General features: G+C 52.2%; 15 protein-coding genes. 3 read left to right on the forward strand and 12 right to left on the reverse strand.

What is annotated here, in order from left to right:
• Nucleotides 1–2 precede the first annotated feature (2 nt).
• The 8 genes from lepB to AC6I1F_RS08425 form a co-directional block, all read right to left on the reverse strand.
• Nucleotides 3–893, reverse strand: coding sequence for a signal peptidase I (gene lepB / locus AC6I1F_RS08390; RefSeq protein WP_160334318.1), 891 nt, complete (start codon nucleotides 891–893; stop codon nucleotides 3–5).
• 21 nt (nucleotides 894–914) lie between these two features.
• Nucleotides 915–2,708 (reverse strand): translation elongation factor 4, encoded by a 1,794-nt coding sequence (gene lepA / locus AC6I1F_RS08395; protein ID WP_289162855.1) that lies wholly within the window; start codon nucleotides 2,706–2,708, stop codon nucleotides 915–917.
• A 129-nt stretch (nucleotides 2,709–2,837) separates the two neighbouring features.
• Entirely contained in the window at nucleotides 2,838–4,064 is a 1,227-nt protein-coding gene (gene fabF, locus AC6I1F_RS08400; RefSeq protein WP_251569912.1) for a beta-ketoacyl-ACP synthase II, read from the reverse strand.
• Between the two features lie 25 nt (nucleotides 4,065–4,089).
• Entirely contained in the window at nucleotides 4,090–4,329 is a 240-nt protein-coding gene (gene acpP / locus AC6I1F_RS08405) for an acyl carrier protein (protein WP_160334321.1), read from the reverse strand.
• Between the two features lie 94 nt (nucleotides 4,330–4,423).
• The gene (gene fabG / locus AC6I1F_RS08410) at nucleotides 4,424–5,185 is read right to left on the reverse strand and encodes a 3-oxoacyl-ACP reductase FabG (RefSeq protein ID WP_289162853.1); all 762 of its coding nucleotides are present in this window, start codon (nucleotides 5,183–5,185) and stop codon (nucleotides 4,424–4,426) included.
• Nucleotides 5,186–5,190: 5 nt separating this feature from the next.
• Nucleotides 5,191–6,132, reverse strand: coding sequence for an ACP S-malonyltransferase (gene fabD / locus AC6I1F_RS08415; protein WP_497801732.1), 942 nt, complete (start codon nucleotides 6,130–6,132; stop codon nucleotides 5,191–5,193).
• A gap of 20 nt (nucleotides 6,133–6,152) precedes the next feature.
• Complete coding sequence (locus tag AC6I1F_RS08420) at nucleotides 6,153–7,139, reverse strand: beta-ketoacyl-ACP synthase III (protein WP_251569916.1); 987 nt, start codon at nucleotides 7,137–7,139, stop codon at nucleotides 6,153–6,155.
• 231 nt (nucleotides 7,140–7,370) lie between these two features.
• Complete coding sequence (locus AC6I1F_RS08425) at nucleotides 7,371–7,700, reverse strand: carboxymuconolactone decarboxylase family protein (RefSeq protein ID WP_251569917.1); 330 nt, start codon at nucleotides 7,698–7,700, stop codon at nucleotides 7,371–7,373.
• Between AC6I1F_RS08425 and AC6I1F_RS08430 the strand changes: the two genes are divergently transcribed.
• Nucleotides 7,665–8,279, forward strand: coding sequence for a LysR family transcriptional regulator substrate-binding protein (locus tag AC6I1F_RS08430; protein WP_497801733.1), 615 nt, complete (start codon nucleotides 7,665–7,667; stop codon nucleotides 8,277–8,279). The genes AC6I1F_RS08425 and AC6I1F_RS08430 overlap by 36 nt on opposite strands.
• Before the next feature lie 129 nt (nucleotides 8,280–8,408).
• Here AC6I1F_RS08430 and rpmF read toward each other — a convergent pair whose 3' ends face one another.
• Nucleotides 8,409–8,597 (reverse strand): 50S ribosomal protein L32, encoded by a 189-nt coding sequence (gene rpmF / locus AC6I1F_RS08435; protein ID WP_160334326.1) that lies wholly within the window; start codon nucleotides 8,595–8,597, stop codon nucleotides 8,409–8,411.
• Nucleotides 8,598–8,689: 92 nt separating this feature from the next.
• On the reverse strand, nucleotides 8,690–9,214 hold the full coding sequence (locus AC6I1F_RS08440) for a YceD family protein (RefSeq protein ID WP_251569919.1): 525 nt from the start codon (nucleotides 9,212–9,214) through the stop codon (nucleotides 8,690–8,692).
• 79 nt (nucleotides 9,215–9,293) lie between these two features.
• Here AC6I1F_RS08440 and AC6I1F_RS08445 point away from each other — a divergent pair, with 79 nt between their 5' ends.
• A complete protein-coding gene (locus AC6I1F_RS08445) occupies nucleotides 9,294–9,890 on the forward strand; it encodes a Maf family protein (protein WP_160334328.1) in 597 nt (198 codons plus the stop codon).
• Nucleotides 9,890–10,624, forward strand: a complete 735-nt coding sequence (locus tag AC6I1F_RS08450; RefSeq protein WP_160334329.1) for an SAM-dependent methyltransferase — start codon at nucleotides 9,890–9,892, stop codon at nucleotides 10,622–10,624. Before AC6I1F_RS08445 ends, AC6I1F_RS08450 begins: the two co-directional genes overlap by 1 nt.
• On the opposite strand, the gene AC6I1F_RS08455 is transcribed toward AC6I1F_RS08450, so the two are convergent.
• Entirely contained in the window at nucleotides 10,602–11,255 is a 654-nt protein-coding gene (locus tag AC6I1F_RS08455; protein ID WP_160334330.1) for an HAD family hydrolase, read from the reverse strand. The genes AC6I1F_RS08450 and AC6I1F_RS08455 overlap by 23 nt on opposite strands.
• Nucleotides 11,242–12,273 carry an RluA family pseudouridine synthase gene (locus tag AC6I1F_RS08460; RefSeq protein ID WP_370528063.1) on the reverse strand — a complete coding sequence of 344 codons (1,032 nt, stop codon included), beginning with the start codon at nucleotides 12,271–12,273 and terminating at the stop codon, nucleotides 11,242–11,244. The genes AC6I1F_RS08455 and AC6I1F_RS08460 overlap by 14 nt, the downstream gene beginning before the upstream one ends.
• Nucleotides 12,274–12,935 lie beyond the last annotated feature (662 nt).

A 12,935-nucleotide genomic window follows, 5' to 3' on the forward strand; every position in this document is an offset into this window, starting at 1 on the left:
TCCTAGTCAAAGAAACCGATGCGGCTCGGCTTCGAAAGATTCATCCAAATCATATTGGCCCGTCCGACTAAATTTTTCTCCGGCACAAAACCCCAGTAGCGGCTGTCTTCGGAGTTGTCGCGGTTATCACCAAGGACGAAATATGTGTCCTTGGGCACGGTGCAGATCAATCCGCCTCTCACGTAATCACAAGCGTCGGGGTTGTTGTGAATCGGAAGCGGATAAGCGCCGGCAGGGGCCGCGCGATTGTTGAGAATACGGTGATCCTTCTTACCGAGCTGCTCGACAAACTGATCAAGCTCCTGCATCTTGGCTTCATCGTAATACTTACCGTCAGCGGTGACGGGCACAGGCTTCCCATTAATGGTCAGCCGCTTGTTGATGTATTCAATCTTGTCGCCAGGCAAACCGACAACACGCTTGATGTAGTCAATTTTTTCATCCGCGGGATAACGGAAGACAATCACATCGCCTCTTTCAGGCTCACCGATCGGAACAATCTTGGTGTTCAGCACCGGCAGACGCAGACCGTAGTTATATTTGTTCACTAAAATCATGTCGCCGCTTTCAAGCGTCGGCATCATAGATCCGCTCGGGATTCTGAAAGGCTCAAAAATGAATGAGCGCAGAATGAAAATAAAGAAAATTACCGGAAAGAAACCGGCAGTATATTCAAGCCACTTGGGACGCTCATTCATGCGCGTGACCATCGCAGAGCGAGCTGCCACCACGGACTGTACGCCTCTGCGCAGCGCATCTTCGTTGCTTCTGTCGAACTGCTGCAGTTCATCAGACATGACTTTGACGCGTTTAGGTTTCCAGACAAATACATCAAGAACCCACAGCACGCCTGTAAAAACGGTCAGGAGGAAAAGAATGAGAGAAAAAGTCATAGTGATGCTCCTCGATGAGGGTTATTTGTCGTCTTGCTGAAGAATTGCAAGGAAGGCTTCCTGCGGAATCTCGACGGTACCGACCTGCTTCATGCGTTTCTTACCAGCTTTCTGTTTTTCCAGCAGTTTGCGTTTACGCGTAATGTCACCGCCGTAACACTTGGCAAGCACGTTCTTACGAAGCGCTTTCACGTTTTCACGCGCGATAATGTTTGCGCCGATGGCCGCCTGAATGGCGACGTCATACATCTGTCTCGGAATAATGCCGCGCATCTTGGAAACAATTTCACGGCCGCGGGAAACCGAGTTGGCTCGGTGCACAATGCTTGAGAGCGCGTCCACCTTATCACCGTTAATCATGATATCGATCTTGACGACATCAGAGGCTCTGTACTCTTTGAACTCGTAATCCATAGAAGCATAGCCGCGGGTCAGTGACTTAAGCTTGTCGAAGAAGTCCAAAACGATTTCCGCGAGCGGAAGGTCATAGTGCAGATGCACTTGTCTGCCGTGATAGGCGAGGTTCGTCTGAATACCGCGCTTCTGGTTGCAGAGCGTCATGACCGCGCCGACATACTCGTCCGGCACAAAAATGGTCACTGAATCGATAGGTTCGCGGATTTCCGCGATCTTATCCACCGGCGGCAACTTTGAAGGATTCTCAACATGGATAACATCGCCGTTGCGCAGCAGTACTTCGTAGACCACGCTCGGCGCGGTCGTAATCAAATCCATGTTGTATTCGCGCTCGAGACGCTCCTGCACAATATCCATGTGCAGCAGCCCGAGAAAGCCCGCTCTGAAACCGAAACCGAGCGCCTGAGAAACTTCCGGTTCAAAGTGCAGAGCCGCGTCGTTAAGCTGCAGCTTCGTGAGCGCATCGCGAAGCGCTTCGTACTGGTTTGATTCCACCGGGTAAAGGCCCGCAAACACCTGACTCTTAACTTCCTTAAAGCCGGGAAGCGGCTCCGAAGCCGGATTCTGAGCGCTTGTGACCGTATCACCGACTCGGGCGTCTTTCAATTCTTTGATTCCGGAAATCACAAAGCCCACCTGCCCTGCGCTGAGCTCGGTCTTCGTCTGAGATTTCGGTGTAAAGATGCCGACCTGTTCAACCAAATGGTTTGCACCGGTCGCCATCAGACGAATCTTATCTTTCGGACGAAGTGTTCCGTTCACAACACGCACCAGCATCACAACGCCGACATAGTTATCGAACCAGGAGTCGATAATTAGCGCCTGCAGCGGCGCTTTCGGGTCGCCCTTAGGCGCAGGGACACGCTCCACAATGCGTTCAAGAATTTCATCGATGCCAAGACCAGTCTTTGCAGAGGCTTCAACCGCGTCCGTCGCGTCAATTCCGATGACTTCTTCGATTTCTTCACGGGCTTCATCAGGATTTGCGCTCTGAAGATCCATCTTATTGAGAATCGGAAGCACTTCGACGCCGAGCTCAATGGCGGTATAGCAGTTGGCAACTGTCTGAGCTTCCACACCCTGCGTGGCGTCCACAACAAGCAGCGCACCTTCGCAGGCTGAAAGCGAACGGCTGACTTCGTAGCTGAAGTCAACGTGTCCCGGGGTATCAATAAGATTTAATAAGTACGTTTGGCCGTCTTTAGCCTTGTAATTGAGAGAGGCGGTCTGAGCCTTAATAGTAATGCCGCGCTCTTTTTCCAGATCCATGGAGTCCAGGACCTGAGATTCCATCTCTCGCTCGGAAAGACCGCCGCAGCGCTGAATCAAACGATCAGCGAGCGTGGATTTGCCGTGGTCGATATGAGCGATAATAGAAAAGTTTCTGATCTGCTTCATACATTCCTAAATGGATGTTTGCTTGTCCGCATCCATCAGAATTGTTTCGAATGGATGCGGACAAGGCGGTTCAAAAAAACATAAAGGGGGCGCTTGCGCGACCCCTGCTGCTGTTCAGTCGGATTGAGATCAAACCTGACCGAAAACAAGAGAACCGTTGGTTCCGCCGAAACCGAACGAGTTTTTCATCGCGTAGCGTATTCGCATTTTGCGCGCTTCGTTCGCACAATAATCCAAATCACACTCCGGATCTTGTTCAAAAATGTTAATGGTCGGCGGTGAAACTTGGTTTTTCAGAGCCAGAACGGTAAACACGGACTCGATACCGCCGGCGCCTCCGAGAAGGTGACCCGTCATAGACTTCGTGGAATTAACCACCAAATCCTTGGCCGCGTCGCCAAAAGCGAGCTTAATCGCCTTGGTCTCATTGATATCGCCAACGTGCGTACTGGTTCCGTGCGCGTTCAGGTACTGAACATCGGAAGCGTTGATCCCCGCCTGTCTGAGGGCAGCCTGCATACAGCGCATCGGACCTTCCGCACTCGGCGTCGTGATGTGATGCGCGTCTGCAGAAAGACCGTAGCCAACCACTTCGGCGTAGATCTTCGCTCCGCGTTTTTTCGCGTGCTCGTACTCTTCAAGCACCAGCACACCGGCGCCCTCGCCCAAGACAAATCCGTCTCGGTCCTTGTCAAAGGGACGGGACGCGGTCTGCGGATCGTCATTGCGGCGGGAAAGCGCGTGCATGGAGTCAAAGCCTCCGAGACCGAGCGGGCAGACACCGGCTTCAGCGCCGCCGGCGACCATCACATCCGCGTCACCGCGGCGGATGAGCCAGACGGACTCGCCGATACTGTGCAGGCCGGTCGTGCAGGCCGTCGAATAGGCAAGACTCGGTCCCTTGAGATTGCGCATAATGGAAACCTGACCGGCAACCATATTGGCGATACTGCCCGGAATCAGGAACGGCGAAATTCGACGAGGTCCTTTTTCCAGATAGGAACCGTTGTTGACGCAGATTGTTTCCAATCCGCCGATTCCGCTGCCGACAGCGCAGCCCGCTCTCACCGCGGTTTCTTCATCAATCTGAAGTCCGCTGTCATCCAGAGCCTGAAGAGAAGCCGCCACTCCGTACTGAATAAAGCGGTCAAAACGACGCGCTTCTTTCGCCGGAAGATACTTCTCCACTTCAAAATTCTTGACTTCACCGGCGATGCGGGAGCCGAAAGCGGACGCATCAAAGTGCGTCACCGCAGCGATGCCGGATTTACCCGCCAGCGCATTCTCCCAACTCTCCTCTACCGTGTTGCCAATCGGGCTGATCATGCCCAAGCCGGTAACGACTACTCGACGCATTAATTGCTCCGTTAATGCTTAAAAATTAGGCCTTCTGATTGGCTTTGATGAAGTCGATAGCCTGCTGAACAGTCTGAATCTTTTCCTGCTGATCGTCAGGGATTTCAATGCCGAAAGCGTCTTCAAGAGCCATAACGAGCTCAACTGTGTCCAGAGAGTCGGCACCCAGATCGCCAATGAAAGAGCTTTCATTCTTGATGTCTGCTTCGTTGATGCTGAGCTGTTCGGCAACTACTTTCTTAACTTGCTGTTCGATATTGTCCATTTGTAACCTCTTAAAAAAATATGTACTGCATGATTAGGCTAATCTCGAATTATATCCGAGCCGCCGATGTTTAAACTAGCCAAAAAAGGCGGATTTACATTCTCATACCGCCGTTGACCTCGATCACCTGTCCGGTGATGTAGTCTGCGGCAGCGGACGCAAGGAAGACGACAGCGTCTGCGATATCCTCCGGCTTGCCTAAGCGAGCCATCGGAATCTGCGCTAAAAGCGCGGCTTTCTGAGCTTCGCTGAGCGCGTCAGTCATATCGGTCGCAATAAATCCGGGCGCGACACAGTTGACCGTAACACCTCTCGCACCGATCTCGCGCGCGATCGATTTGCTCATCGCGATTGTGCCCGCTTTGGCCGCTGCGTAGTTAGCCTGGCCCGCGTTGCCCGTCATGCCGACGATGGAGGCGATGCTGATAATTCTGCCGTGACGCGCCTTCATCATGCCGCGAAGGCATGCGCGGGCAAGACGGAATCCGCCTGTCAGATTGGTTTCAATCACTTCATCCCACTGTTCGTCCTTCATGCGCATCGAAAGCGTATCGCGTGTGATGCCGGCGTTGTTCACCAAAACCGTGACCGCGCCGAATTCGGCTTCAATCGCTTTCATAAAGGCGTCGCTCGCTTCGCGGTCGGCCACGTTAAGCACACGGCCGAATCCCTTTGCGCCCTGAGCTCTTTCTGTAATTTTGGCTGCGCCGGCTTCGCTTGTTGCCGTGCCGATTACGGTGGCGCCCGCTTTGAGGCACGCGTCAAAAATCGCGGCACCGATACCGCGGGAAGCGCCTGTCACCAAAACAATTTCGCCTTTAAGCGCTTCAGCGCTGAATACATTATTTGTGGTCAATCTTCTTACTCCTGATTATTAGAAGCCGCTTCTTCAAGCGCTTCTTTGCTGTTCAATGCTTTTGCCGCGATACCCTTGGTAATTCTCTTGGTCATACCGGTAAGCGCAGCGCCGGGGCCGACTTCATAGAGTTCGGTACAGCCCATCTTTTCCATTTCGCGGACGGTATCGGCCCAAAGAACAGCCGAAGAAACCTGAGCGGAGAGCGCGCCGCGAATATCGTCGGCTTCGCTTCTGAGACGGACGTCCACATTGTGCAGAACCGGAATTTCAGGCGAGCGTAGTTCAACTGTGCGCAGGCGCTCTTCCATCGCAATCGCGGCGGGCTTCATCAGTGAAGAATGGAAGGGGCCGGAGACATTAAGACGGATCGCGCGTTTTGCACCCGCTTCAAGACTTTTGCTCATTGCGGCTTCCACTGCGGCAACGGTGCCGGCAATCACGACCTGTCCCGGTGTATTAAAGTTCACCGCTTCGACGACGCCGTTGGCGGCGCACTCAAGGCAGACGGATTTAACTTTGTCGTCATCGAGACCAAGAATCGCGGCCATCGTGCCTTCACCGACGGGGACCGCCTCCTGCATTTTCTCGGCGCGGAAGCGCACGAGCTTAACGGCATCCTTAAATTCAAGCGCACCGGCAGCGACCAGCGCGGAGTATTCTCCGAGGCTGTGGCCGGCCGCTACGTCGGGGCGTCGGCCGCCTTTGGAAAGATAGTAGCAATACATCGCGGTGCTTGCGGTGACCAATGCGGGCTGCGTATTGACAGTGAGGCTCAGCTCCTCAGACGGACCTTCGGCAATGAGTTTCGCTAAATCAAATCCAAGTACTTCATTCGCTTCTTCAAGCGTCTGCTGCACAATCGGTTCGTCCTTAAGGGTTGAAAGCATTCCAACGGACTGACTGCCCTGTCCCGGAAATACAAAAGCAATTTTCTTTTCTGACATTTGCGTTATAAGTTGTTTTATTAGAATTTAAGCAGTGCGGAAGCCCAGGTGAAGCCGCCCCCGACGCCCTGAAGCAGAACAATGTCGCCGCGTTTGAGCTGTCCGCTCTGACGGGCCTTATCGAGCGCAAGCGGAACACTTGCCGCCGACGTGTTTCCGTGCTTAGTGACGGAAACCACAAGATTGCTCTCAGGAATATTTAACTTGCCGCGAACCATATTCATGATGCGAAGATTTGCCTGATGCGGAATGTAGACATCGACATCACCGGGCGCGAGATTTGCCGCCGCAAGCACATTCAGCGCGCTTTCCGTCATTTTTTCCACCGCGGCCTTAAATACGAGGCGCCCTTCCATACGAATATAGGGGTCTCCGACAATCTTGCCGTTGTCAATATGGCTGTCGGCAGCAAGCACGTGCACACCGCGCGTGCCGTCGGCTTTAAGTTCTGTTGCGAGAATTCCGGGTTCGCTGCTCTTTTCGAGCACCGCAGCGCCAGCTCCGTCACCGAAGAGAACGCAGGTTGTACGATCATCCCAATCCAAAACGCGCGAAAGGCTTTCTGAACCGATCACCAAGACGCGCTCGGCGGATCCTGCGCGGATCATTGAATCGGCGATTGAGAGCGCGTAAACAAATCCGGAGCAAACCGCCTGAATATCAAAAGCGCCGGCGCTGCTGGCCTGAAGGAGCGCCTGCACCTGACACGCCGTGCTCGGGAAAACGGAGTCAGGCGTCGTCGTCGCGACGATAATCAGATCAATCTCGTCAGGTGTAAAGCCGCCGTTTTCCAAGGCACGCTTTGCGGCCTCAAAGGCCATAGCGGTCGTGGAGCCCGCGCCTTCGGCAAAATATCTCTGCTCAATACCGGTGCGGGTACGAATCCACTCGTCACTGGTTTCTACGCCTCTTTCGGCAAGCTTGGCCGCAAGTTCATCATTGCTGACGATCTTCTCCGGCAGGAAACTTCCTGTAGAAGCGATTCGGGAATAAATTTTTTCAGACACGAATTTCGTTTCCATTACAAACAGATAAACGAGAGATTACTTTATTCTGGGGTTCTGTGCGAACCGCTTTTTCAGCATTACAAGAAAAAACAATTTCTAAAATCCGTAAAAACTATCCGGGAAAAATCGCAACACTCACTCCTGTACTTCTGAAAGACACCTGTGCGGTGCCCAATAAAAAAGGAAGGCCCGCTTATGGCCTTCCCTGCAAAAATATTACGGCTTATAAGATTATTTAAACGAATTCACGACCGCGAGCGCATTCAAAGTTCTCGGGAATCCGTTGAGCGGAATAGCGATCTGCAGCGCGTCAGCGAGATTCTGCTTCGTGTTTTCTTCTTTGAGATTAGCTCCCGTGTGCGCCTTTAACTGAGACTCGCATCCGCCAAGCGCGGCAATCGCGGCAAAGACAACGAGCTCGCGAACCAGGCGAAAATGGAGCTCTCGGAAAAAGGGGAGTTCCTTCTCGGCATCATCCGCATCGGCATTGTCGAAACTTCTGCCATGCGGATTCTCACACGGGAAATGCAGAAATTTACAGCGCAGTATCCGCACGTCCACTTTGAAATCTATTCTGCCGACAGTGATGATTTAAAGCGTTCAATGGACGAGAACAAACTGGATTTAGCCATTCTTCTGGAGCCGGTTGAGAGCGCAAAATACGATAAAACATCGATTCCGGCAAAAGATCGCCGGGGGCTTGTCGTTCGAAAGGCAGACTTTCCGAGCGATCGAAAAGAGATGCCTTTCAGCGAAGTCGTCGCCACTCCTTTGATTTTGCCTAGAAGATTCATTGTGCTGGAAGAGATCAGCAGCTGGCTCAAAGTTTCCGATAAGGATTTAAAGGTAACGGCTTACCACAACCTGCCCTCCAACGCCCTTGACCTGGTCAGCTCCGGCATGGGCGCTCTATTGTGTGTGGAAGGCTCTTTTACCAATCGCAGTAAAAGCGGTTTGAGATTTGTTCCGATTACGCCCGAACGAGTTTCCGGTCACGTCGCTGTAAAAAAGAAAAACCGTCCTATCGCTAAAGCCGCGGCAATCTTTTGGGAGACGCTCTGCGCGCTGGATTCAGCGGAAACCGCAGATGAGGTTCTGAAAAAGCTCGGCGGTCGGCGGACAAAATCTGCAGGCCTATAAAACAAAAGCCCGAGTTTGACCTCGAGCTTTCTTGATCTTTAGGCTTAAGCCTAAGATACAAATTCTTTCATAATTCCTGCCGCATCGTCCGCCGTGGGTCTCGAATGAGAGCAGTCCTCAGGGAAGAACTTATTCCTGATCGTCGTTCTTAGTGGCGATGACTTTCTTGCCACGGTAGAAACCGGAAGCAGAAATGTGATGACGACGATGTGCTTCGCCTGTTGTCGGTTCGACAGCGAGCGGAGGATTGGTCAGGAAATCGTGAGCACGGTGATTGCCGCGCTTATTGGTCGACTTCTTATTTTGCTGAACAGCCATGGTAACCCCACGAAAATAATATCTAAATCTTAAAAACGAGCGGACAACACAAACACTTCCGCTCTCGGGAAACATCGGATTCTACACTAACGTTAATTCTTTCGCAAACCTTGCAGATCTTTAAGTTTTGCAAAGGGATTTTCTTTCTTCGGCTCTTCTTGCTTAGGCGCTTCAATGTCGGATTTGCACGCGTAGTCGTGAACCGGAACATAAGGAAGCGAAAGCAGAATCTCCTCTTCAATCCATTCCATCAGATTGAGCTTCTCACTGCCGACAATCACTTCTGTGTCGTCTTCGTCGTCAATCGGAATGGAATCGGCTTCTTTTTCGTCTCTGGCGAAACGGAAAAGCACGTCGCTTTCAATCGGGAACTCCATCGGTTTGCCGCAGTGATTGCAAATAAGCGGCACTTTAGCGGCGAGCGTCATGACAGCTCCGGGCCAGCCCTTTTTGGCGGTCATCCCTTTGATCTCAAAAACGCATTCAGCGTCCGTCGGACAGATCTCTTCACGCAGTCTCGGCATATCGGTAAGCCGAACCTTCCCCGAAATGACACGTCTGTCACGGGCAAGATCATATGCGTTTACATAGTCTGTCGATTTTAGATACTCAGACATTCGGATCCTTCTTGTTAATACCTAGCACTGAACTAGAATAGTCGCATTCATTTATTTCTGTGGATGCGATAACCCAAAAATGGATAATAGATTACAACTCATTCTCGGTTCGAGCTCTCCGTTTAGAAAAGAATTGCTCGAACGCCTGCAGCTGCCCTTTACAACTTGTTCGCCCGAAGTTGACGAAACACCGCTCAAGGACGAAAAGCCTAAAGACCTGTCCCTAAGACTCTCAATTCTTAAAGCACAGGCGGTCGCCGCTCAGCACCCCGACTGCGTCGTGATCGGCTGCGATCAGGTACTCGAACTTGACGGCAAACCGCTTGGCAAACCCGGATGCTTCGAAAAGGCGTTTGAGCAGCTCTCTGCGATGAGCGGCAAAGAAGTTGTGTTTCACTCCGCAATGACCGTCATCGACGCAAAAGGCAACGTCTCTTCGACCGTTGTTCCCACCGAAATCAAGATGCGCGATCTTCCGCCTGAGGCCATTCGCCGCTATCTTGAAATCGAGAAACCTTTCAGATGCGCTGGAAGCGCCAAAATCGAGAAACTCGGTATCGCGCTCATCGCTGAATGCCGCTCCTCCGACCCGACAGCAATTATCGGACTGCCGCTGATTGAACTCACCACCATGCTCGCTAAGGCAGGCATCAGCGTTCTTCCGGAGCTCAGATAATGACGCAGCTCGGCAGGCTTTTTATGCTCCCCGTGCCGATTTCACAGGGAAGCGTCTCGGCTTCCCTGCCCGAAAGCTCGATTCATGTCGCGCGCGAGCTCAAATATTTTCTGGCGGAAAACGCTAAATCGGCCCGAGCTTTTCTCAAAGCGGCCGAGCATCCGCTCCCGATCGCTTCTCTCTCTATTGAAGAGATCGGACACCGCCCGGATGTCAATCTGATTAAAACCTGGCTGAAACCCGCTCTGGAGGGTTTTGACATCGGTATCGTGAGCGAAGCGGGCTGCCCGGGCATCGCAGATCCCGGTGCTCAAATCGCTGAGCAAGCTCATCGTCTGGGCATACGCGTCGTGCCGCTTGTCGGACCGAGCTCCATTCTTCTGGCACTCATGGCCTCCGGAATGGACGGACAGCACTTTCGTTTCTGCGGCTACCTGCCGATTAAAGAGCCTCAGCGCACGAACGCGATCAGAGATCTGGAAAGAAAGAGTGCGAGCGCCGAGGGCGAAACTCAGCTATTTATCGAAACGCCCTATCGCAACAGCGGCATGCTCGCCGATTTAATGAGAGTCTGCGCACCGACAACGCTGATTATGGCGGCCACAGACATTACGGGAGAGGCTGAAAAAATCAGAACCTTCTCGGCCGCTCAATGGAAATCAAAGGATCTGAACCTGCCGAAACTTCCGACGGTGTTCGGAATCCTCGCCTCTAAACGCGGACGCCGAGCATAGAAGCAAGCTCGTCCATCGTGTTGGCAATGTGCTTGGGCTGATACTCTTCAAGCCTCAGCCTCGGGGCGGCACCCCACGAAACCGCAATCGCATCCACTCCGGCTGCTTTTGCAAGTCTGATGTCGTGTTCGGTGTCGCCGACCATAACCATATCCGAAGGCTTAAATCCGCCGCGCTCCATCAGCATATGAAGCATGAGCGGATCAGGCTTCGGCTTGGCTTCGTCCGAAGTCACCGAGTCATCAAAATAAGCTTCGATCCCCATGCGGTTCACAATTCTGGAAAGTCCCTTGCGGCTTTTACCTGTGGCAATCGCAGTTTTAATACCGGCTTCATGCAGCCGATCCATCAGATCGAGCACCTTCGGAAAGAGCTTCAGATACGGGTCGCTCTGCAGAAAGTATCCGACGTAAATATTTTTGTATTCCTCATAACGAGCCGGATCAAGATCTGAAGCGACAATCGGAATAATGTCTTTGAACCCAAGGCCTATAACGCTTTTTGCTGTTTCGTAGCTGACCGGTTTAATCCCGATCGTCTGATTCGCTTTCTGTATTCCTTTTGCGATTGCGTCCACGGAATCTACAAGTGTTCCGTCAAAATCAAAAACCGCGAATTTATAGGGCGTCACGCTTTTTCCTTTCCAATGCGTCCAACAGTTCCCGGCACTCTTTCGGAAGCGGTGCCTCGATTTTCAGATCAATTCCGCTCACCGGATGGTGAAATGCGATTGATCCGGCATGCAGAAACATTCTTTTGAAAGGATATCCCAGAAGACCGTGTTCAACCTCGCCGTTGAATTCAAAATCTCCGTACTTCTCATCTCCGACAAGAGGAAAACCTAAATGCGCCGCATGTACACGGATCTGATGCGTGCGTCCTGTCAACAAATCTACTTCAAGAAGCGAAACCGCCCCGAAGCGCTCAATCAGCCGAAAAATTGAGTGACTCGGCAGCCCCTGCTCTTCATCAACCCGCACTCTGCGCTCGCCGGAGGCCGTGACATATTTATAGAGCGGAAACTTGACATGCTGACGATCGTTCTGCCAGTCGCCTTTTACAAGCGTCTTGTACGTTTTATGCATTTGTCCTTCACGAATCATTTCGTGAAGACGGACAAGCGCCTTTCTGGTTTTTGCCAGAACCAACACTCCGGATGTCCCTCTATCCAATCGATGAACAAGTTCGAGAAAAGGAAGATCAGGACGAGAAGCGCGCATGCGTTCAATCAGTCCGAAAGAAATGCCGCTGCCTCCGTGGCTGGCCATGCCCGAGGGTTTATCCACTGCCAAAATATGCTCATCCTCGTACAGGATCGTCGGAATTTCAGAGAGTTTCAGCGGCGGCGCTTTCTTCTCCTGAGGCTGCGCGCTGACGCGAATCGGCGGAATGCGAACCTCATCTCCTTCACTGACACGGCTGTCCGGATGAACTCTGCCCTTGTTGATGCGAACCTCACCCGAGCGTATCACGCGATAAATCATGGATTTCGGAACGCCCTTGAGCTCAGAGAGCAGAAAGTTATCCAAGCGCTGTCCGTCTGAAGACGCATTCACCTTGATAAATCTGACCTGTTCGCTCTGAGCTGAAGAATTCTTCTGAGAGGCTGCTTTTACAGGCTGCGGCTTTTTCTTCTGAGCGGCCTTCATCGCGGCAAGCAGTTCCCTGCCGCTGCGGGTTCTGTTTTTTTTCGTTACTGATTGTGCCCCGGATGGGCTCAATTGTTCATACTTTTGGCGTGTCTTTGACATTTGCATTAAAATCCTGCTCGAGGCGATCGGTCGGACAGAAAATATTTTCTGCTCCGAAACGCGTTTCGGTTGATTCGCACCGATTCAACGGCCTCTTTATGACCTTCGCCGATTGTAATCTTTTCAGTCGAAAGAAAGAAAACGGCTCCCTATCTAGGGTTCCTCCCTCAGAGCGAACCGATGATGCATAGGAAGTACGAGCTTCATTCACGGAAACGATTCGCGTCGAAGATATTTGTAATGAATATTTGGCGGTGCTCCGATCAGGCATGATCGTCGCAGCTCGCCGATGACCCTTGCGGTCATTGCTGTACAGAATTGAGTAGAAACGGGGCGCAGCATCCGGTTGATGCGCGCACAAAAATTGGAACACGGATCTGATGCAGGATCCATGGAATCGGGATAAAGAAAGTGAGCTTAACGGCACGCGGCAAAACATTGTCTGCTGATACCCTCTTGCGGGGTAGGGGCAAGTCCGCGCAGCCTCCATCTTTCGACCTTATGAAGCCTCCGGCAGCCGATTGCTGCACTACAAAAGCGAGATGCCTTTGATATCCCTA

Source organism: Parasutterella sp. St.1A3, assembly GCF_059728705.1.

Excerpts from the sequence above, each read along its gene's own strand:
- lepA (WP_289162855.1), bottom strand. The coding sequence starts at position 2,708 with ATGAAGCAGATCAGAAACTTTTCTATTATCGCTCATATCGACCACGGC.
- AC6I1F_RS08445 (WP_160334328.1), top strand. The coding sequence starts at position 9,294 with ATGGATAATAGATTACAACTCATTCTCGGTTCGAGCTCTCCGTTTAGA.
- AC6I1F_RS08440 (WP_251569919.1), bottom strand. The coding sequence starts at position 9,214 with ATGTCTGAGTATCTAAAATCGACAGACTATGTAAACGCATATGATCTT.
- acpP (WP_160334321.1), bottom strand. The coding sequence starts at position 4,329 with ATGGACAATATCGAACAGCAAGTTAAGAAAGTAGTTGCCGAACAGCTC.
- rpmF (WP_160334326.1), bottom strand. The coding sequence starts at position 8,597 with ATGGCTGTTCAGCAAAATAAGAAGTCGACCAATAAGCGCGGCAATCAC.
- fabF (WP_251569912.1), bottom strand. The coding sequence starts at position 4,064 with ATGCGTCGAGTAGTCGTTACCGGCTTGGGCATGATCAGCCCGATTGGC.
- fabD (WP_497801732.1), bottom strand. The coding sequence starts at position 6,132 with ATGTCAGAAAAGAAAATTGCTTTTGTATTTCCGGGACAGGGCAGTCAG.
- AC6I1F_RS08430 (WP_497801733.1), top strand. The coding sequence starts at position 7,665 with ATGCAGAAATTTACAGCGCAGTATCCGCACGTCCACTTTGAAATCTAT.
- AC6I1F_RS08450 (WP_160334329.1), top strand. The coding sequence starts at position 9,890 with ATGACGCAGCTCGGCAGGCTTTTTATGCTCCCCGTGCCGATTTCACAG.
- lepB (WP_160334318.1), bottom strand. The coding sequence starts at position 893 with ATGACTTTTTCTCTCATTCTTTTCCTCCTGACCGTTTTTACAGGCGTG.
- AC6I1F_RS08460 (WP_370528063.1), bottom strand. The coding sequence starts at position 12,273 with ATGAAGGCCGCTCAGAAGAAAAAGCCGCAGCCTGTAAAAGCAGCCTCT.